Annotated in this window: 15 protein-coding genes, 1 rRNA gene, 1 pseudogene and 1 riboswitch; of the genes and pseudogenes, 4 read left to right on the top strand and 13 right to left on the bottom strand. The window is 71.4% G+C overall.

Translation table 11 applies throughout. The features are described 5' to 3' along the window. The first annotated feature begins 230 nt into the window (after positions 1-230). Positions 231-422: a DUF5999 family protein gene (locus tag ACFVTF_RS12215; protein WP_387812590.1), complete on the top strand. Its 192-nt coding sequence runs from the start codon at positions 231-233 to the stop codon at positions 420-422. Between the two features lie 91 nt (positions 423-513). On the opposite strand, the gene gcvP is transcribed toward ACFVTF_RS12215, so the two are convergent. Beyond that, complete coding sequence (gene gcvP / locus ACFVTF_RS12210) at positions 514-3,414, bottom strand: aminomethyl-transferring glycine dehydrogenase (RefSeq protein WP_387812587.1); 2,901 nt, start codon at positions 3,412-3,414, stop codon at positions 514-516. Between the two features lie 237 nt (positions 3,415-3,651). Further along, positions 3,652-3,755: riboswitch (glycine riboswitch) on the bottom strand. Positions 3,756-3,978: 223 nt separating this feature from the next. Here gcvP and ACFVTF_RS12205 point away from each other — a divergent pair. From ACFVTF_RS12205 to ACFVTF_RS12195, 3 genes and pseudogenes are all read left to right on the top strand, one after another. Beyond that, positions 3,979-4,341, top strand: a pseudogene (locus ACFVTF_RS12205) (PRC-barrel domain-containing protein); the annotation flags it as partial. Positions 4,342-4,446: 105 nt separating this feature from the next. Continuing rightward, positions 4,447-5,127: a DUF2382 domain-containing protein gene (locus ACFVTF_RS12200; protein ID WP_387813185.1), complete on the top strand. Its 681-nt coding sequence runs from the start codon at positions 4,447-4,449 to the stop codon at positions 5,125-5,127. Positions 5,128-5,308: 181 nt separating this feature from the next. Then, positions 5,309-6,805 carry an MFS transporter gene (locus tag ACFVTF_RS12195; protein WP_350879022.1) on the top strand — a complete coding sequence of 499 codons (1,497 nt, stop codon included), beginning with the start codon at positions 5,309-5,311 and terminating at the stop codon, positions 6,803-6,805. Positions 6,806-6,951: 146 nt separating this feature from the next. Here the strand turns inward: ACFVTF_RS12195 and ACFVTF_RS12190 are convergent, their stop codons facing one another. From ACFVTF_RS12190 to rrf, 12 genes are all read right to left on the bottom strand, one after another. Next, the gene (locus tag ACFVTF_RS12190; protein WP_387812583.1) at positions 6,952-8,370 is read right to left on the bottom strand and encodes a DNA polymerase IV; all 1,419 of its coding nucleotides are present in this window, start codon (positions 8,368-8,370) and stop codon (positions 6,952-6,954) included. A gap of 243 nt (positions 8,371-8,613) precedes the next feature. Continuing rightward, complete coding sequence (locus tag ACFVTF_RS12185) at positions 8,614-9,336, bottom strand: vancomycin high temperature exclusion protein (protein ID WP_387812580.1); 723 nt, start codon at positions 9,334-9,336, stop codon at positions 8,614-8,616. 93 nt (positions 9,337-9,429) lie between these two features. Further along, the gene (locus ACFVTF_RS12180) at positions 9,430-10,074 is read right to left on the bottom strand and encodes a MerR family transcriptional regulator (protein WP_363585308.1); all 645 of its coding nucleotides are present in this window, start codon (positions 10,072-10,074) and stop codon (positions 9,430-9,432) included. Between the two features lie 237 nt (positions 10,075-10,311). Next, a complete protein-coding gene (locus ACFVTF_RS12175) occupies positions 10,312-10,788 on the bottom strand; it encodes a bifunctional nuclease family protein (RefSeq protein ID WP_063350203.1) in 477 nt (158 codons plus the stop codon). Positions 10,789-10,932: 144 nt separating this feature from the next. Beyond that, positions 10,933-11,628, bottom strand: coding sequence for a MerR family transcriptional regulator (locus tag ACFVTF_RS12170; protein ID WP_371522967.1), 696 nt, complete (start codon positions 11,626-11,628; stop codon positions 10,933-10,935). 179 nt (positions 11,629-11,807) lie between these two features. Then, on the bottom strand, positions 11,808-12,689 hold the full coding sequence (locus ACFVTF_RS12165) for an FHA domain-containing protein (RefSeq protein ID WP_387812576.1): 882 nt from the start codon (positions 12,687-12,689) through the stop codon (positions 11,808-11,810). A 226-nt stretch (positions 12,690-12,915) separates the two neighbouring features. Continuing rightward, on the bottom strand, positions 12,916-14,004 hold the full coding sequence (locus ACFVTF_RS12160; RefSeq protein ID WP_387812573.1) for a DUF881 domain-containing protein: 1,089 nt from the start codon (positions 14,002-14,004) through the stop codon (positions 12,916-12,918). Beyond that, positions 13,988-14,320, bottom strand: coding sequence for a small basic family protein (locus ACFVTF_RS12155; RefSeq protein ID WP_030062488.1), 333 nt, complete (start codon positions 14,318-14,320; stop codon positions 13,988-13,990). Before ACFVTF_RS12155 ends, ACFVTF_RS12160 begins: the two co-directional genes overlap by 17 nt. Then, entirely contained in the window at positions 14,317-15,411 is a 1,095-nt protein-coding gene (locus tag ACFVTF_RS12150) for a DUF881 domain-containing protein (RefSeq protein WP_387812570.1), read from the bottom strand. The genes ACFVTF_RS12155 and ACFVTF_RS12150 overlap by 4 nt, the downstream gene beginning before the upstream one ends. 168 nt (positions 15,412-15,579) lie before the next feature. Further along, positions 15,580-18,075 carry a sugar phosphate nucleotidyltransferase gene (locus ACFVTF_RS12145; protein WP_371521259.1) on the bottom strand — a complete coding sequence of 832 codons (2,496 nt, stop codon included), beginning with the start codon at positions 18,073-18,075 and terminating at the stop codon, positions 15,580-15,582. Positions 18,076-18,199: 124 nt separating this feature from the next. Then, entirely contained in the window at positions 18,200-18,820 is a 621-nt protein-coding gene (gene pgsA, locus ACFVTF_RS12140) for a CDP-diacylglycerol--glycerol-3-phosphate 3-phosphatidyltransferase (protein WP_063350199.1), read from the bottom strand. Between the two features lie 96 nt (positions 18,821-18,916). After that, a 5S ribosomal RNA gene (rrf, locus tag ACFVTF_RS12135) occupies positions 18,917-19,003 on the bottom strand; the annotation flags it as partial.

The raw sequence follows: 19,003 nt of genomic DNA, 5'->3' as shown, positions 1-19,003 counted from the left end.
ACGGGTGATCTCTACCCGGGAGTTGTGGCGCATGTCACGAAATCCCTGCGCGCACGACCGCAGATGCCGACACTGGGAACCAGCGTGGAAGGACCACCTGTCCTACCCACTTGAGCGCCGGTCCACACCTGGTCGGTGCGCGGACAGGATCCGGCTACCGCGGCGGCTCCCGACGGCTCCGCCGGCGGCCGCACCACGGGGGAGGATCGCAGAGCGAAGCGAGGGTACGTATGTGCCAGCACCGTCCTGAGTGCCCGTCGGCCGAGTCCGAGGACCGCGAGGCGGCCGTCACGGTGGCCTGCCACCCGGAGCAGGGCTGGAGCCTGCTCTGCAACGGCGTCGTGCTGTTCGAGGACACCGGAGAGCTGCTGCCCGACGGCCGGGTGATCGCACCGCGCCGCCCCGTCGCCCACGCGGCCTGACCGCACCGGCGGGGGCAGCCGCCGGACGACGACAACGGGCAGGGCCCCGACGGTACGTGCCGTCGGGGCCCTGCCGTACGTCCGGTCCGGATCAGACGCCGTACTCCTCCAGCGGCGGGCAGGAGCAGACCAGGTTGCGGTCGCCGTACGCGCCGTCGATCCGGCTGACCGGCGGCCAGTACTTGTCCGCCGGGTTCACGCCCGCCGGGAAGACCGCCTCCTGCCGCGAGTAGCCGTGCGCCCAGTCGCCGGCCAGCTCGGCGGCGGTGTGCGGGGCGTTGCGCAGCGGGTTGTCCGCGGCCGCCCACTCACCCGAGCCGACCTTGTCGATCTCGGCCCGGATCTCGATCATCGCGTCGCAGAACCGGTCGATCTCGTGCAGGTCCTCGGACTCGGTCGGCTCGATCATCAGCGTGCCGGCCACCGGGAAGGACATCGTCGGCGCGTGGAAGCCGTAGTCGATCAGGCGCTTGGCGATGTCGTCCACCGTCACGCCCGTCTCCTTGGTCAGCGGACGCAGGTCGATGATGCACTCGTGCGCGACCAGCCCGCCGGGGCCGGTGTAGAGCACCGGGAAGTGCGGTGCCAGCCGCTTGGCGATGTAGTTGGCGTTCAGCACCGCGACCTGGGTCGCGCGCTTGAGGCCCTCGCCGCCCATCAACCGGACGTACGCCCAGGAGATCGGCAGGATGGCCGCCGAGCCCCACGGCGCCGCCGAGATCGGGCCGACCCCGGTGGCCGGGCCGGCCTCCGGCTGCAGCGGGTGGTTCGGCAGGTACGGCGCCAGGTGGGCGCGCACCGCGACCGGGCCGACGCCCGGGCCGCCGCCGCCGTGCGGGATGCAGAAGGTCTTGTGCAGGTTCAGGTGCGAGACGTCCGCGCCGAACTTGCCCGGCTTGGCGAGGCCGACCAGGGCGTTCAGGTTGGCGCCGTCCACGTACACCTGGCCGCCGGCCTCGTGCACCAGGGCGCAGATGTCGGTGATCTGGGTCTCGTACACGCCGTGGGTGGACGGGTAGGTGACCATCAGCACGGAGAGGCTGTCCCGGTGCTGCTCGATCTTGGCCTTCAGGTCCTCGACGTCCACGTCGCCGTCGACCAGGGTCTTCACCACGACCACGCGCATGCCGGCCATCACCGCGGAGGCCGCGTTGGTGCCGTGCGCGGAGGACGGGATCAGGCAGACGTCGCGCTGGGTGTCGCCGTTGGCGTGGTGGTAGGCGCGGACGGCCAGCAGGCCGGCCAGCTCGCCCTGCGAGCCCGCGTTCGGCTGGATCGAGACGGCGTCGTAGCCGGTCACCTCGACCAGCTGGCGCTCCAGCTCGCGGATCAGGCTGAGGAAGCCCTGGGCCTGCTCGATCGGCGCGAAGGGGTGCAGCTGGCCGAACTCCGGCCAGGTGACGGCCTCCATCTCGGTGGTCGCGTTGAGCTTCATGGTGCAGGAGCCCAGCGGGATCATGCCGCGGTCCAGCGCGTAGTCCCGGTCCGACAGGCGGCGCAGGTAGCGCAGCATGGCGGTCTCCGAGCGGTGGCTGTGGAAGACCGGGTGGGTCAGGTACTCGTCCTGGCGCAGCAGCGCGGCCGGCAGCGCGTCGGCGCCTTCGGCGACCTCGACCGCGGGGACGCCGAACGCGGCCCAGACGGCGGCCAGGTGCTCGCGGGTGGTGGTCTCGTCGGTGGAGATCGAGATCCGGTCCGGGCCGTCCTGGTGGACGTTGACGCCGTTGGCGCGGGCGGCGGCCGCGATCTCGGCGGCACGGCCCGGGACGACGGCGGTGACGGTGTCGAAGAACTCGCCGTGCAGCAGCTCGACGCCGCCGGCCCGCAGGCCCTCGGCGAGGGCGGCCGCGTAGCGGTGGGTGCGGCGGGCGATGTCGGCCAGGCCGTCCGGACCGTGGTAGACGGCGTACATCGAGGCCATGACGGCGAGCAGCACCTGGGCGGTGCAGATGTTGCTGGTGGCCTTCTCGCGGCGGATGTGCTGCTCGCGGGTCTGCAGCGCCAGGCGGTAGGCGCGGTTGCCGTCGGCGTCGACCGAGACTCCGACCAGGCGGCCGGGCAGCGAGCGGGCGTACTCGGCGCGCACCGACAGGTAGCCGGCGTGCGGGCCGCCGAAGCCCATCGGCACGCCGAAGCGCTGCGAGGTGCCGCAGGCGATGTCGGCGCCGAGCGAGCCCGGCGAGGCGAGCAGGGTCAGCGCCAGCAGGTCGGCGGCGACCGCGACGATCGCGCCGAGGCCGTGCGCCTGCTCGATGACCGGGGCGAGGTCGCGGACCACACCGGTGGCGCCCGGGTACTGGAGCAGCACGCCGAAGACGCCGCGCTCGGCGATCTCGGCCGGGATGCCCTCGGACAGGTCGGCGACGACGACCTCGACACCGGTCGGCACCGCGCGGGTGTTGATCACCGCGGTGGTCTGCGGCAGGGTCTCGGCGTCGACCAGGAAGACGCCGCCCTTGACCTTGGTGACGCGGCGGGCCAGCGCCATCGCCTCGGCGGCCGCGGTGCCCTCGTCGAGCAGCGAGGAGCCGGAGGTCGGCAGGCCGGTCAGGTCGGAGACCAGGGTCTGGAAGTTGAGCAGCGCCTCCAGGCGGCCCTGGGAGATCTCCGGCTGGTACGGCGTGTAGGCGGTGTACCAGGCCGGGTTCTCCATGACGTTGCGCAGGATCACCGGCGGGGTGAAGGTGCCGTAGTAGCCCAGGCCGATCATCGGCTGGAGCACCTGGTTGCGGCTCGCCAGCTCGCGCAGTTCGGCGAGCACCTGGGCCTCGCTGCGGCCGCCGGGCAGGTCCAGGCCGGTGATGGAGCGGATCGCCTCGGGAACGGCGGTGGCGGCGAGTTCGTCCAGCGAGCCGTAGCCGATGGACGCCAGCATCTTCTGCTGCGCGGCGTCGTCGGGGCCGATGTGGCGGTTCTCGAAGGGGCTGGCCAGCTCAAGCTCGGTGAGGGTCGAGGCGCCGGTGGGGCGTCCCGCGTTCGGCTGGGCGTTCATGGTGGTCGAGGCCTCCTGGTCACGGACCGGCGGGGGTGCGCACGCCGGCCGGCCGGAGCCGCTGCGGACAGCGGCTCGACCCGGGCGGGCGAACCCGACAGGCCTCCCCCTCTGTCATCGGGACCTGAGAGCTTCACCCGCACGGCGCGCTGTGGGCACGCCGCCGGCTTGCACCGTCGGTGAGGGTGGTGCCCGTCGGCTCCCTGCCGACGGTCCTGCCCTGCTTTCCAGAGTGACCTAGCCCACACGGTACGGATGCCTGAGAGATTCCGGGGAGGAGTTGCTCCTTCGGCGCCCCGACCAGCACTTTCCGTGGCCGGGGACTCTCCCGAGCGGGCTCGGCGGTCGCCGCCCAGGGTACCAGCGGCAGGCCCCCCGATCACGGTCGCGTCGGGCCACTCCGGGTCTACGCGCGTCCCCCGGACGGTCCAGCCCGGAGCCCGTCCGGCGCACCCCGGTCGCGCCCGTCCGATTCATGGCCTTTGGTGTGAAGTGGCAGGCGGAACGGGTGCTCCGGCCACGGTCCTGCGGGAGTTCCGCAGGCGCAGCGCACTGGAGGAAAGAGTGCAAACCGATATCGATCCCCGGGACCTCATCGGCCACAAGGCGGTCGACCGCAACGGAGACAAGATCGGCACGGTCGACGAGGTCTACCTGGACGACGCCACCGGCCAGCCGGAGTGGGCGGCCGTCCGGACCGGCATCTTCGGCCGGGACGCCTTCGTCCCGCTCACCACCAGCGAGTTCTCCGGCGACGAGCTCCGGGTGCCGTACGACAAGTCGCTGGTGAAGGAGTCGCCGGACTTCGGCGTCGGCCAGCACCTGTCGCCCGCCCAGGAGCTCCAGCTCTACCGCTACTACGGCCTGGACACCCCGACGAACGGCCGCCCGGTCGGCCGGGACGGCGACCGGACCGTCGGCCGCGAGGGCGACCGGACCGTCGGCCGCGAGAGTGACCGGACCGTCGGCCGGGACGGCGACCGCCCCGCACGCCCCGACCTCGACTTCGGCACCACCTCGGCGGCCGAGCCCGTGAAGCCCATCGCCTTCCACACCCTCGGCCCCGCCCCGACCACCACCCCCGCCGACCCCACCGGCACCGCGACGGAGGTCAACGTGCGGACCCTCAACACCCCCGCACCCGCGGCCGCCCATACGACGACCGAGCCCAAGCCGCAGCCCGCCCCGATCGTGACGACCACCGCGACCACGAACTCGGCCGTGGCCCCGCCGGCCTCGGAGCGTTCGACCGGCCCGGCCCCGTCGTCCCCCAACGGCCCGGTGGAGATCACCTGCCGCGAGGAGCGTCTGGACATCACCACGGACTGGCACGTCGTGGGCACCGCGAAGCTGCGCAAGTACGTGACCAGCGAGCAGGTCGAGCGCCGCGTCCCGGTGGTCCGCGAGCGCGTCCGGGTGGAGCGGATGCCGGTGAGCGAGGCCGAGCGCGCCTCGCTCACCGAGAAGGAGATCGCCGAGGCGGTGGAGGAGGTCACCCTGCGCGAGGAGCGCCCGGTGGTCCGCAAGTACCTCACCCCGATCGAGCGGGTCCGCCTGGTGGTGGAGCGCTACACCGCCGAGGAGGTGATCCGGGACGAGCTGCGCCGCGAGCACGTCGAGATCCACGACAACACCGCCGCCGTCCCGGCGACCCCGGTGGCCACCCCGGTTGCGGAGGCCCCCCGCCCGGCCGTGCTGCGCCCGTTCGCCTGACCCCTCGCTCCCCGGGCCCCGGACCCCTCGGTCCGGGGCCCTCGGCATGCCTGCGCCCCGGTCGCCGCCCGGCCGGAATCCTTCGATTTTGCCAAAGCGTCACCAATGGATATTTGACACTCTGAAGTATCTCCCGGCATGGTTACTTCAGTTCATTCACTATGTACGGGAGGAAGCAACCGTGAGTGAGGCACCACAGCCCACCACCGCGGCCGAGAAGCAGAGCAGCGCCCGGGTCCTGCCGGCCCTCATCCTGGCGATGCTGTCGTTCAGCGTGGTGCAGACCGCGGTCGTCCCGATCCTGCCCTCGCTGGCCAAGGAACTGAGCGTCTCCGCGTCCAGCATCACCTGGCTGATGACCGCCAACCTGCTCTCCGCCGCCGTGCTGACTCCCCTGCTGGGCCGCTTCGGCGACCTCCGGGGCCGTAAGCCGATGCTGCTGATCTCGCTGGCCGGTCTGGTCGCCGGCTCGGCGCTGGCGGTCAGCACCCACTCCTTCACCTGGCTGGTCGTCGCCCGTGTCCTTCAGGGCGCCGGCGGTGGCGTGCTCCCGCTGGCGATCAGCATCGTCCGCGACGAGCTGCCCAAGCAGAAGGTGACCGGCGGCGTCGCCGCCATCAGCGCCTCGATGGGTGTCGGCTCCGGCCTCGGCCTGGTCGCGACCGGTCTCCTGCTGGAGCACTGGAGCTACAAGTCGATCTTCTGGATGGGCCTGGTCTTCGGCCTGATCGCGGTCGCCCTGGTCGCGTTCCGCGTCCCGTCCGACCCGGTCACCGACAAGGAGGGCGGCGCCGACCCGCTCGGCGCCCTCACCCTGGCCGGCTGGCTCTCCGCCCTGCTCGTCGCGGTCAGCCAGGGCAACCACTGGGGCTGGACCTCGACCAAGACCCTCGGCCTGTTCGCCGTGGCCGCCGTCGTCGCCCTGATCTGGGGGGTCATCGAGACCAAGGTCGCGCACCCCCTGGTGGACATGAAGATGATGTCCCGTCCGGCCGTCGCCTTCACCAACCTGGCCGGCCTGCTGATCGGCTTCGGCATGTACGGCTCGTTCATGGTGATCAGCAACTTCGCCCAGACCCCGGAGAAGCTCACCCACTACGGCTTCACCGCGACCGTCCTGCACGCCGGTCTGCTGCTGCTGCCGTCCGCGATCGGCTCGATGGTGGCGGCCCCGGTCGGCGCCATGCTGATCGCCCGCCGCGGCCCGCGCCTGCCGCTGGTCCTCGGTGGCGTCCTGGGTGCCGTCGCGATGGCCTACCTGGCCGTGCGGCACAGCCACGAGGGCGACATCTACACCTCCTCGGCGATCTTCGGCCTGGGCATCGGCCTGGCGTTCTCCGCCATGCCGGCCTACATCAACGGCGCCGTCCCGGTGGAGCAGAGCGGCATCGCCAACGGCATGAACGCCGTGCTGCGCACCGTCGGTGGCGCGATCGGCACCGCCGTGATGGCCGCCATCCTGACCGGCGACACCATGAAGCTGCCGCCGCAGATCCCGCTGCTGCTGCCCACGCTGGACGCCTACAAGCACGCGTTCTGGGCCGCGGCCGTCGTCTGCGCCGTCGCCGGCGTCGTCCCGTTCCTGATCCGCGGCGTCAAGCCGGCCGCCACCGTCGTCGCCTCGGGCGGCACGGCCGAGCGGAACTCCAGCCCCGAGCTGGCCAAGACCGACGCCTGACCAGGCGTCCGGCCCCGCGCTCAGGGACAGGGCGCGGCGGCCCGGCCTTCGGACGGTCGCGAGGGCATCACGACCGCACGAAGTCCGGCACGGTATGCGGCCCCAACCGGTACTCCCCCCCCCACCGGTTGGGGCCGCTTCGCGTTTCACACCCCCGGCGCCTCCGTCTCCCCGGACGCCCCCGTCTCCTCCGCCCCCTCGGCCTCCTCGGCCCCCCAGAGCGGCAGCGGACGGGCCGGTTCCAACGCCGGATCGTCCACCGCGAAGGTCCGGATGCGTCCCGGCCCGCTCCACGGCGTCTCGAACCGCACGGTGACCCGTCCGACACCGCTGCCCTGCACCCACCCGGGCCCCAGCTCGGCATGGCGGACGTCCTGCCCGGGCATCCAGCGGCGCGGCGCGGCCGCCTCCGGCTCCTCCTCGGCCGTCTCGACCTCCGCCTCCGCGTGCTCGGCCGCCTCCTCCCGCAGGGCCTGCGCGAACAAGTCCTCCTGCGTGTAGTCGGCCAGCTGGGCGACCCCCACCCCGAGCAGCCGCACCCCGCCGGTGATGTCCACCTGGGAGGCCAGCCGACGCGCCGTCTCGATGACCACCGCCTCGTCGTCGGTGGGCCCGCGCAGCGTCTCCGAACGGGTCAGCGTCGAGAAGTCGAACCGCCGGACCTTGAGCACCACCGTCCGCCCCGAGCGCCCGGTCGCGCGCAGCCGCCGCACGCACCGGGCGGCCAGCACCTCCACCTCGCGCAGCACCCGCTCCCGGTCCGCGAGGTCCACCTCGAAGGTGTCCTCCACCGAGACCGACTTGGCGTCCTGGTCGGCCACCACCGGCCGGTCGTCCAGCCCTATCGACATCTGGTGCACACCGGCGCCGTGCGCCCGCCCGAGCAGCTGCACCAGTTCGCCCTCCCCCGCCTCGGCGAGGTCCGCCACGGTGTTCAGTCCGGCCCGCCGCAGCACCTGTTCGGTGGCCGGCCCGATCCCGGGCAGCGCCCGGACCGGCATCGGGCCGAGCACGGCCCGCTCCTGCCCGGGTTCGATCAGCACCAGCCCGTCCGGCTTGGCCTGCTCGGAGGCGATCTTCGCCATCAGCTTGGACCCGGCGGCCCCGACCGACCCGGTCAGCCCGGTGCGCCGCTGGATGTCCGCCCGCAGGTCCTCCGCCAGGGCGAGCACCAACCGCTCCCCGGTCTCGTGGTCGGACTCCGCCAGCACCGGACCGTAGGGGCCGGCCTCCAGGTCGACGAAGGCCTCGTCCAGGCTGAGCGGCTGCACCAGCGGCGACAGCTCCCGCAGCAGACCCATCACGAGCTCGCTGACCTGCCGGTAGGCCTCGAACCGGCCGCTCAGGAAGGCCGCGTTGGGGCAGAGCCGGCGCGCCTGCGCCATCGGCATCGCCGAGTGCACCCCGAACTTCCGCGCCTCGTACGAGGCGGTGGAGACCACTCCGCGCCCGCCGAGCCCGCCGACCACCACCGGTTTGCCGCGCAGGCTCGGCTTGGCCGCCTGCTCCACCGCCGCGAAGAAGGCGTCCATGTCGAGGTGGATGATGCTCGGCAGTGATCGCACCCGCCGATCATCCCGCAGGGGTCCGACAATGCGTACGAACCCGGGCAGGCCCTAGGGGGCTCTCTTTCGGATCACGTCGGATCAGCGCGCGGCGTCGGGGTGCGTGCATCGCAAGGCGGAGGAGGGAGTCCATGCGGTGGGGGCACCTCCCGGCCGGAGGCTGGGGGCTATCGGCGACCGACGACAACGCGGCGAGGTGCGTGCTCCGGCGTCGCGCGCCCGGCGTGATCCGAAAGAGAGCCCCTAGCCCTGCGCGGCGTCCGCCAGAGCCTTCGGGATGCCGTCCTCCTGGGGCCCGAGGAACAGCGGGTCCGGCCGCAGCCACGCGTTGACCGCCGCCTTGCCCGCCCCGGGTATCTCCCGCAGCCCGCCGTACAGCCAGGTGCCGTCGTGCGGTTCCGGCACCCCGACCGCGTACGCGTCGATGCCCGCCGCCTCGCACAGGGCCAGCGCCCGGCGGACGTGGAAGTCCTGGCTGACCAGCACCGCCCGCTCCACCCCGAAGACCCGCCGGGCCCGGGTGCAGGAGTTCCAGGTGTCGAAGCCCGCGTAGTCGCCCACCACCCGCACCGCCGGCACCCCGTGCTCGATCAGGTACGTCCGCATCGCGTCCGGCTCGTCGTAGCTGTCCCGGCCGTTGTCGCCGGTCACCAGGATCGCCTGCACCTTCCCCGCCCGGTACAGGTCAAGCGCCGCGCTCAGCCGGTGCTCCAGGTACGGCGACGGCTTGCCCTGGTCCAGCCCGGCGCCGAAGACCACCGCGACCGGTGCGGACGGCACGCCGGCCACCGTGCCGACCCGGTCCCCGGCCGAGCACCACAGCCACGCGCTCGGCGCCAGCGCCAGCGAACAGAGCACCGTCGCCGCCTGGAAGGCCCTGCGCTGCACGGGCCGCCGCCGAAACCGGACCTTCAGCAGCCCGCCCCGACGCCGCAGCAGACCCGCTATCCCGGTGCCGAACCCCACGTGTCCTCCCTCGATCGCCCCACCAGGCGCAACGACGAGGCCGCGGGCCCGGACGGTTCCCCGTCCGGGCCCGCGGCCTCGTCAGTTCTGTGTTCAGACCGCCCGGTTGCGCCGCTGGGCCAGCTCGTCGGACGGGTCGTGGCCGACCAGCGTCTCGCCGGTGTCGGTGCGCTCCGCGTGCAGCCGCCCGAGCGTGAGCTCCAGCTCCCGCCAGACCGCTCCGACCGCGATGCCGAACACCCCCTGACCGCCCTTCAGCAGGTCCACCACCTGCTGCGGCGTGGTGCACTCGTACACCGTCGCGCCGTCGCACATCAGCGTCATCCCGGCCAGGTCGCCCTGCTCGGCCGCCTGCAGATGGGCGACCGCCACCCGGATGTTCTGCAGCGAGACGCCCGCGTCGAGCAGCCGCTTCACGATCTTCAGCAGCAGGATGTCGCGGAAGCTGTAGAGCCGCTGGCTGGTGGCCGGGTACGCCGAACGGACGCTGGGCTCCAGCAGTCCGGTCCGGGCCCAGTAGTCCAGCTGGCGGTACGTGATGCCGGCCGCCGCGCAGGCCGTCGGACCGCGGTAACCGATCAGTTCGGACGTCGGGGCCAGCCGCTCGATGGCGGGCTGACCGGGCTGCACGGCCGGGAACCTGCCCACCCGGGGCAGGTCCGTCACGGTGCGAGCGGTGCGCGGCAGGTGCACGGCACACAGGCCTCCCACGGCCGTGTCATCGCCGGTGCTGCTCATGCCTGCCTCCGTCCACTGGTGCTGCGGGCAACCCGAACTGCGGGCATCGGTCACCCGGACAGCCACTCCTGACGGTAGGCAGTCCCCTATGACCCGTCAACGATCGCCACGCCGGGCCAGCCAAACCACATCACTCAGGAGAGTGGTTTTTCGTGCCCCTAGTGTGGGTAGGTCGACGGTTTTTGGCAAAACGGCAGGCCGAACAACGGCCTGACCTGTAGGGAAATCCGGTCCGCGCTACTGCGGGCCGCTGCCCCCGAAGTCCTCGGGCGACACCTGGTCGAGGAACTCGCGGAACTTCTCGACCTCGTCCTCCTGCTCGTCCGGGATCGCGATGCCCGCCTCGGCGAGCACCTCCTCGCTCCCGTAGATCGGCGTGCCGGTGCGCAGGGCCAGCGCTATCGCGTCGGACGGCCGGGCGCTCACCTCGACCCCGCCGGTGAAGACCAGCTCGGCGTAGAAGACGCCCTCCCGCAGGTCGGTGATCCGGACCTCGGTGAGCTGCTGCCCCAGCGCCTCCAGGACGTCCTTGAACAGGTCGTGCGTCAGCGGGCGGACCGGCGTCATGCCCTGCTGGGCGAAGGCGATCGCGGTCGCCTCGCCGGGACCGATCCAGATCGGCAGGTACCGATCGCCCCCGACCTCCCGCAGCAGCACGATCGGCTGGTTGGAAGGCATCTCCACTCGGACACCCACGACGTCGAGCTCATTCACACAGGCAACCCTATGGCTCAGGCCCCGGATATGAAAGCGCAGGGCCGACGCCGCTGGTCAGCGCGCTGCACCCCCGGCCGCCCGGGGTCTGGACGGCCGGCCGCAGGAGCCCCGTGAGAATCCCACAGGAACCCCGCGGGGACGCTATCCGCGGTTGCGCAGACCGGCCTGGACCATCGCCGCGTGCAGCCGCACGGACAGGGTCGCCAGCTCCCGCGCGGTCGCCTCGGCATGGGCCCTGGTCTGCGGGTTCCGGTGCCGGCGCAGTGGCGCCACCACCTGTTCCACCAGCGCGATCTCCCGGTCCGCCGCGGCCTTCATGGCCCGCAGGTGCCGCGGTTCCAGCCCGTACCGGCCGAGTTCCGCGACCAGCCGGGCCACCTGCAGCGCCTCGCCGTCGTACCCGCCGTCCGGACCGGGCGCGACCAGACCGTAGGACTCCCACTCGGACAGCTCGCGCTCCCCGGACTCGGCGGCCGCCAGCAGCTCGGCACGCCCCAGCCGGACTCCGGACGGGACGTCGGCCGAAGCCCCCAGCTCCCGGTCCGCCTCCTCCACCGGCCCGGGCCGGGTGTCGGCGGAGGGCGGCAGCGCGGGCGGTGCCTCACCGCGCTCGATGGCGTCCAGGTGCTCGCGGATCACCCGCAGCGGCAGGTAGTGGTCACGCTGCATCCGCAGGACGTAGGCCAGCCGCTCCACGTCGGCCGGGCTGAACTTGCGGTACCCCGAGGGCGTGCGCTGCGGCTCGACCAGCCCCTCCGCCTCCAGGAACCTGATCTTGGAGATGGTGACCTCGGGGAAGTCGTCGCGCAGGAAGGTCAACACCGCGCCGATGCTCAGCAGCTCGTCGCCGCCGCGCCGCCGCCCACCCGGCCGCTCCGGACGGACCGGCTGCCTGGGACCCGCGACCACCCCGCGCCCGCCGCGGTCCACGTACGGACCGGACGATGCGGGGGTGGCCGCCCCGAGAGAAGATGAAGGGGTATTCGTACTCACTCGGGCTCCTACCGACGTTGGGTTCAGTACCCCCGGTTGTGGCCGGCGAAGAACACCAGCCGGTACTTCCCGATCTGCACCTCGTCACCGTTGTTCAGCGACACCTCGTCGATCCGCTCCCGGTTGACGTAGGTGCCGTTGAGGCTGCCGACGTCCGCGACGCTGAACCCGGCCTGCGTCCGACGGAACTCCACGTGGCGCCGCGAGACCGTGACGTCGTCCAGGAAGATGTCGCCCTGCGGGTGACGGCCGGCCGTGGTGACGTCCGAGTCCAGCAGGAAGCGGCTGCCCGAGTTCGGACCGCGCTGGACGATCAGCAGGGCCGAGCCCGGCGGCAGCGCGTCGATCGCCGACAGCACCTCGGCCGACAGGGCCGGCGTCGCGCCGGTGCCGGTCGTGGTGTTGGGGTCGTACGACTCCAGGCCCGAAATGGAGATGGTCGACGTGGTCTCCGCCGCCCCCTCCGGGAGCAGGCCACCGCGAAGGGCCGTACCGCAGTTGGAGCAGAACCGGGCCGAGGCCGGGTTCTGGTTGCCGCACCTGGGGCACGGAGTGGGGCCAGCCATGTTCACAGCCTCCTGGCGCGGCACACCCGACGGGTTGTGCCCGGCGTACGGATCGGGGGCAAACCCTCCACCAGAGGTTGAGGGTCCTGACTGGAAACCTATGCGCGGGTCGCCGGAAGGGTCAACCGACGCGCCGTAGCCGACCGGATTACCGGCGTACTGGGCGGCGGCGCCGTCCCGGAACAGCTGCTGCTCGGCGTACGGCGCCCCCTCGGGAGCGGAGCGCATGCCCGGCACGGCGGCCTCGTCCTCGGGCCGGCGGTGCCGCGCGGTCGGCGCCTCGACGGAGGCCGCGCCACGGCCCTTGTTACGACCGAACAACTTCGAGAAGAAACTCACGGGCGAATCCCCTTGCGTGTGACAGACCCGCCCGCGGGGCAGGGTGAGAACCTCGGACAGACGGCGGGCCCGATTGCGGATCGGGCCTGCTGGAGTGGTACTCCGACGGTTGGTACTGCGGTTGGTGCTCCGGTGCGTACTGGTACGACCCAGTCTCGCCCACGCGACGGCGGCGCCCCGCACCGGGTGCCGCCCGCAGGTGACGGGCCGTTCGTCGGGCGCCCCGTCACTTCGATGCCGGCTTGGCGTACTGCGGCGTCTTCAGATCCACGAGGGCGTCCACGACCACCTTCTGCTGCTGGGTGATCGTCGCCCGCGCCTGGTGACTCTCCAGAGTACGGACGACACCCCCCGGGATGTTCAGCGCGGGTGTCAGATCCTGCGGGTTCCCCACGACGGTGAACCGGTAGGGCTGCGAGACCTTCTTCCCGTCGATCTGCACCCCGCCGCCCGACACGTCGGTGAAGTAGGTGTTGACCACCACGCGCACATCGTTGATCTGAATCGCCTCCGCCCCTGCCGCTCGAAGTTCTTGCAGGGTGTCCAGCAGCATATCTGCCTTCACCTGCCCTTGGGGATCATCGACCGTGAGTACGATGCCCGGACCAGTGGCTTTGACGGTACCGGCGAGCACGCCGAGCTCCGTCGCCTTCTTCCTGGTCTGCTCCTGGGCCTCCTTGGCCTGGTTGGAACTGTTCTCCAACTTGGCCAGGGACTGCTCCAACTCCGCCTTCTCCTGCTGAAGACGCTGCTGACGGCTGTCCAGTTCGTCGAGGATGCGCACCAGGTCCTCCTGGCGGGCCCCGCGGAGCTGACTGTGGTGGTCGTTGGTCGACCGCACCTGGATCGCCAGCCCCAGGCCGAGCGAGAACAGCAGCAGCGCCACCACCAGCTGCCCGCGCGACATCCGCGGCGGCCACAGGGCCGCCTTGAGGCGCCGCCGTCCCGCACCGCGGTCCACGGCGGCCGGCTCCACCACGGGATCGGGCTCAGGTTCGGGCTCGGGCCCGGGCTCAGACGCGGGCTCGGGCGCAGGCGCCGCGGCCTTCGCGAGCCGCACCACGGGCGCGGGCGCCGCCTTCGCATCAAGCTCAGGCTTAGCGTCAGCCTTCGCCGCAGCCTGTTCCTCGGGCTCCTCCGCCGCCACGGGCCCCTGCGCCTTCCCCGGCTCCTCGGCCGGATCGGCGTGCTGGACCTCCCCGGCCCCGTCCGCCGACTCCGGCCCCGGCGCCTCGGCGGCCCGCTCCGACGCCTTCCCGCCGCCGTCCGCGTGCTCCTCCGCCGCCCCGCGGCCCGGCTCAGGCGCGGAAGACATGGCGCCGAATCGCGGCCGCGTTGGAGAAGATGCGGATGCCGAGGACGACGACCACACCCGTGGACAGCTGCGAGCCGACGCCCAGCTGGTCACCGAGGAAGACGATCAGTGCCGCGACCACCACGTTCGACAGGAACGAGACGATGAACACCTTGTCGTTGAAGATCCCGTCCAGCATCGCCCGGACGCCGCCGAACACGGCGTCCAGCGCCGCCACCACCGCGATCGGCAGGTACGGCACGACGGCGTCCGGCACCTCGGGCTGGACGAAGAGTCCGACGACCACCCCGATCACGAGACCCAGTACGGCAATCACGGTCTAGCTGCTCCTGTCCCTGAGGACGACGACCCCGTCGGGGCCGTCGTGGACGAGTGGGCTGTCGTGGTCTTCGCGGACCCGGTCGGCGTACGCCGACCGGTGCTGCCCGCAGACGGTGAAACGGACGCGCTCGGGCTCCCGGAGGTTCCGGCGGTGGGTGACGGCGTCGGGGTGACCGAAGCCGCCGACGGGGACGCCGGGGGCGAGGGCTCGGGCGTGACCGGCTGGGCGGTCCGCAGCGTCACGCCCACCGCGGCCGGCAGCGTCAGGCTCTTCTGCGCGGACATGGTCGACTTGATGCCGTACTTCTCCTGGAGCAGCCGCAGGTACTGCCCGGCCATGTCGTTCTCGAAGGCGGTGAGCAGCTTCGGCCCGTCCCCGATCGCCTGGATGTTGTACGGCGGGACGAGCGGCCGGTTGTCCACCAGCACCGCCTCGCCCGCGGCCCGGATCGCCGAGAGCGCGGTGAGCCGCTGACCGTTGATCGCCACGGCTTCCGCACCGGATCCCCACAGGCCGTTCACCACCAGCTGGAGGTCGCGGTCCCGCAGCCGGCCGCTGTTGGAGAAGCCCTGCCCGGCCCGCGGGTCGACGTTTCCCCCGCCGCCGGTCCCCGCCGCGTCCTCCAGGACCAGCTTGACGCCCGGCCCCGCGACCTCACCCAGGCCCACCGCGCCGGTCAGACCGCCCTGGTCGCCGTCGCCCGTGGCGAGCGCCTGCTGCTGCGTGTTCTCGACCTTGCGCCGCAGGTCCTGGACCTGCTGCTGGAGGTGATCGGCCGAGCCGTTGGTGTCGTTGATCCGGTGGATCAGCGCGTCCCGTTCCTTGGCCAGCGTCGGCTCCGCCTTGTGCGCGTTCACCGCGCCGACCGTCACCACGACCCCGACCAATGCCAGCCCGGCGCCCAGCGTGAGCAGGCCTCGGACCGTCCTGGGTATCCGGCTGTCGTGGTCTCCGCCCCGCGCCGCGGCCGCCTCGGCGTAGCCCTCGTCGAGGCTGTGGTCCATGACGTTGGTCAGCAGGGACATCGAGGCGTCCGGGCGGTTGTACCGTCCGTTCGGGGCACTCGGCGTCGGCGTCGCTGGCATGCGGACCATCGTCCCACGTCGGCGAAGGGGCCCACGCACACCCCCTGAGCTGCACACACGACACAAAGTGACGGATCATTGCGAACAGTGTGAAAACGGACAGCGGGGCGCGCGGACCATGCCGCGCGCCCCGACCGTCAGGACCGTCGGACGATCAGACCGGTGCCGTCACCTCCCGGCCCCGTCGACCACCGCCGCCCACTCGTCCAGCAGCGCCTCCGTGGCCTCGTCGTCCGGACCCTCCGCCCACAGGTGGGTGGTCGCCTCGGCCGGATCCGGCAGCACCAGCGTCCAGCGCCCGTCCGCCTCGACGACCCGGACGCCGTCGGTGGTGTCCAGCCGCCGACTGCCGGCCGCCTCGACCACCGAGCGCATCACCATCCCCTTGGCCGCCCACGGCGTCGCCAGGTCCCGGCGACGGATGTGCGCCTGCGGGATGCGCGCGTCGATCTGGCTCAGCGTGAGCTGGGTCCGCGCCACCAGGCCGACCAACCGCACGAAGGCCGCGGCCCCGTCCAGCACTCCGCTGAACTCCGGCACCACGAAACCGCCGCGCCCGTCCCCGCCGAACACCGTGCCCTCGGTGGCGGCCGCCTTCGCCAGGTCGTCCGGCGTCGTCGTGGTCCAGATGACCTGGGTGCCGTGGTACGCGGCGACCTGCTCGGCGATCCGGGTCGTGGTCACCGGCAGCGCCACCTGCCCGCTGCGCCGCTCGGCCGCGACCAGGTCCAGCAGCACCAGCAACGCCCGGTCGTCGTCGATCACCCGGCCCAGTTCGTCGACGAACGCGACCCGCTCGCCGACCGGGTCGAAGCGGACGCCGAAGGCCGCCCGGGAGGAGGCCACCAGCTCACCGAGCCTGGCCAGCCCGGCCCGCCGCTCCTCGGCGTCCTCCGTCGGCCGCGCCTCGTCCAGCCCGCTGGAGACGGTGAGCGCCTCCACTCCGAGCCGTCCGAGGATGCTCGGCAGAACCAGGCCGGCGCTGCCGTGCGCGGTGTCCACGACCACCTTCAGTCCGGCCTCCCGTACCCCGGTGGTGTCGACGGCCCGCAGCAGGTTGCCCGCGTAGGAGTCGAAGACGCTGGACGGGAAGGTCAGGTCCCCGATCTCACCGGGGAAGGCCCGCCGGTACTCCTGGCGCGCGTACACGCGGTCCAGCTTGCGCTGACCGGCCTGCGAGAGATCGGCCCCGCGCTCGTCGAAGAAGAGGATGTCCAGCGAGTCGGGCACCCCCGGCGTGGTCCGCAGGAAGATCCCGCCCGCACTCCCCCGCGCGGTGTGCTGCCGGGCCACCGGCATCGGCACGTTCTCCAGGTCGCGGACGTCTATGGCCGACGTCTGGAGCGCCGAGATCATCGCCCGTTTGAGCGCACGCGCACCACGCGAGTGGTCACGCGCAATGGTGACGGTCGCCCCCTTCTTCAGGGTCGTGGCGTACGCGCCGGCCAACCGCACGGCCAGTTCCGGAGTGATCTCGACGTTCAGGATCCCCGACACGCCACGCACGCCGAACAGGTGCTCCTGGCCGCGGGACTCCCAGATCACCGACGTGTTGACGACGGCGCCGGCCTCGATGGTCTTGAACGGATAGACCCGGACGTTCGCACCGATGATCGACTCCTCGCCGATCAGGCACTCGTCCCCGATCACCGCGCCGTCCTCGATCCGGGCGGCCCGCATCACGTCGGTGTTCTTGCCGACCACACAGCCTCGCAGATTGCTCTGCGGCCCGATGTAGACGTTGTCGTGCACGACCGCCTTGTGGAGGAAGGCCCCGCGCTTGACCACCACGTTGCTGCCGAGCACGGTGTGCTCGCGGATCTCGACGCCGGCCTCGACCTTGGCGTAGTCCCCGATGTACAGCGGCCCGCGCAGCACCGCCTCCGGGTCCACCTCCGCGCCCTCGGCCACCCAGACGCCCGGCGAGATCTCGAACCCGTCGAGCTCGACGTCGACCTTGCCCTCCAGGACGTCCGCCTGGGCCTTGCCGTAGCTCTCGTGGGTGCCCACGTCCTCCCAGTAGCCCTCGGCGACGTAGCCGTAGACCCGCTTGCCCTCCTTCAACAATTGCGGGAAGACGTCACTCGACCAGTCGACGGACTCACCTGCTGCGACGTAGTCGAAGACCTCTGGTTCCATCACGTAGATACCGGTGTTCACAGTGTCCGAGAAGACCTGCCCCCAGGTCGGCTTCTCCAGGAAGCGCTCGACCCGTCCGTCGTCGTCCGTGATCGTGATACCGAACTCGAGGGGATTCGGCACCCTGGTGAGACAGACGGTGACCAGCGCGTTCTTACTGCGGTGAAACTCGATCAATTCCGAGAGGTCGAAGTCGGTCAGTGCGTCACCGGAGATCACCAGAAAGGAGTCGTCCTTCAACGCGTCCTCGGCGTTCTTGACACTCCCCGCGGTGCCTAGCGGCGTCTCCTCGTGGGCATAGGTCAGATGCATGCCCAGGTCCTCGCCGTCACCGAAGTAGTTCTTGACCAGTGAGGCCAGGAACTGGACGGTGACGACGGTGTCGGAGAGGCCGTGCCGCTTCAGCAGCCGAAGCACGTGCTCCATGATCGGCCTATTCGCGACCGGAAGCAGCGGCTTCGGCATGCTGGAGGTCATCGGGCGGAGTCGGGTTCCTTCGCCCCCTGCCATGACAACGGCTTTCATTACGGGTGCGTCCTCCTTTGCGGTGGTGGACCTACAGGTCCATCAAACCGTTCCAGAGGGATCCCTACCCGGAAGGTATCGTCCGACGCACCGATACGGCGTGGGACTTCTCTCAGATCACGTCTCAGACTGCGGACGCGGAGCCCGTCGAGCCCGCTCGGGTGATCCGCCGGGCCTGAACCGCGTAAAGAATACCGGCCCACCAGTACAATGTGGTCCCCCACCAGATGAAGGCCCAGCTCACCACCTCGGCCGGCCGCGCGATCCAGCTGTCCACGCTGCCGAGCAGGAGAAGCGGAAACGCGTACATCAGATTGAAGGTCGCGGCCTTCCCCAGAAAACTCACCTGAAGCGGCCCGTAACCGTGCCGGTTCAAAATGGGCAGCAGCGCGCCGATAAACACTTCCCGGGCCAGCAGAATCGCCGTCACCCACCACGGAAGAATCTCACGCCAGGTCAAACCGACCAGCGTGGACAGCACGTAGAGCCGGTCGGCCAGCGGATCGAGCAGCTGCCCCACCCGGCTGACCTGCCCCCATCGCCGTGCGAGTTTCCCGTCGAGGTAGTCGCTGACACCGCTCAGCATCAGGATCAGCAGCGCCCAACCATCGTTGTTGGGGCCGTCGAAAACCGGCCAGAGAATCAGCCAGAGAAAAAGCGGAACACCGACCAGCCGGCCCATGCTGAGCAGGTTGGGGATGGTGAGGACGCGATCGGTCTGGACCCGCGTCTCCTGGACCTCCACCCGGGGGCCTCCTGTCCCGTGTGACGACAATGCACGTTGACCCTACAACAGAAAAGCCCCCGCCAGGTTCACCCGGCGGGGGCTTCTCGAATGATTGTTCGGCGGCGTCCTACTCTCCCACAGGGTCCCCCCTGCAGTACCATCGGCGCTGTAAGGCTTAGCTTCCGGGTTCGGAATGTAACC

The sequence above is a fragment of the Kitasatospora sp. NPDC057940 genome, from assembly GCF_042887425.1.
Classification (GTDB): domain Bacteria; phylum Actinomycetota; class Actinomycetes; order Streptomycetales; family Streptomycetaceae; genus Kitasatospora.
The sequence above is the reverse complement of the archived record's forward strand: the minus strand, read 5'-3'. Positions and strand labels throughout refer to the sequence as shown.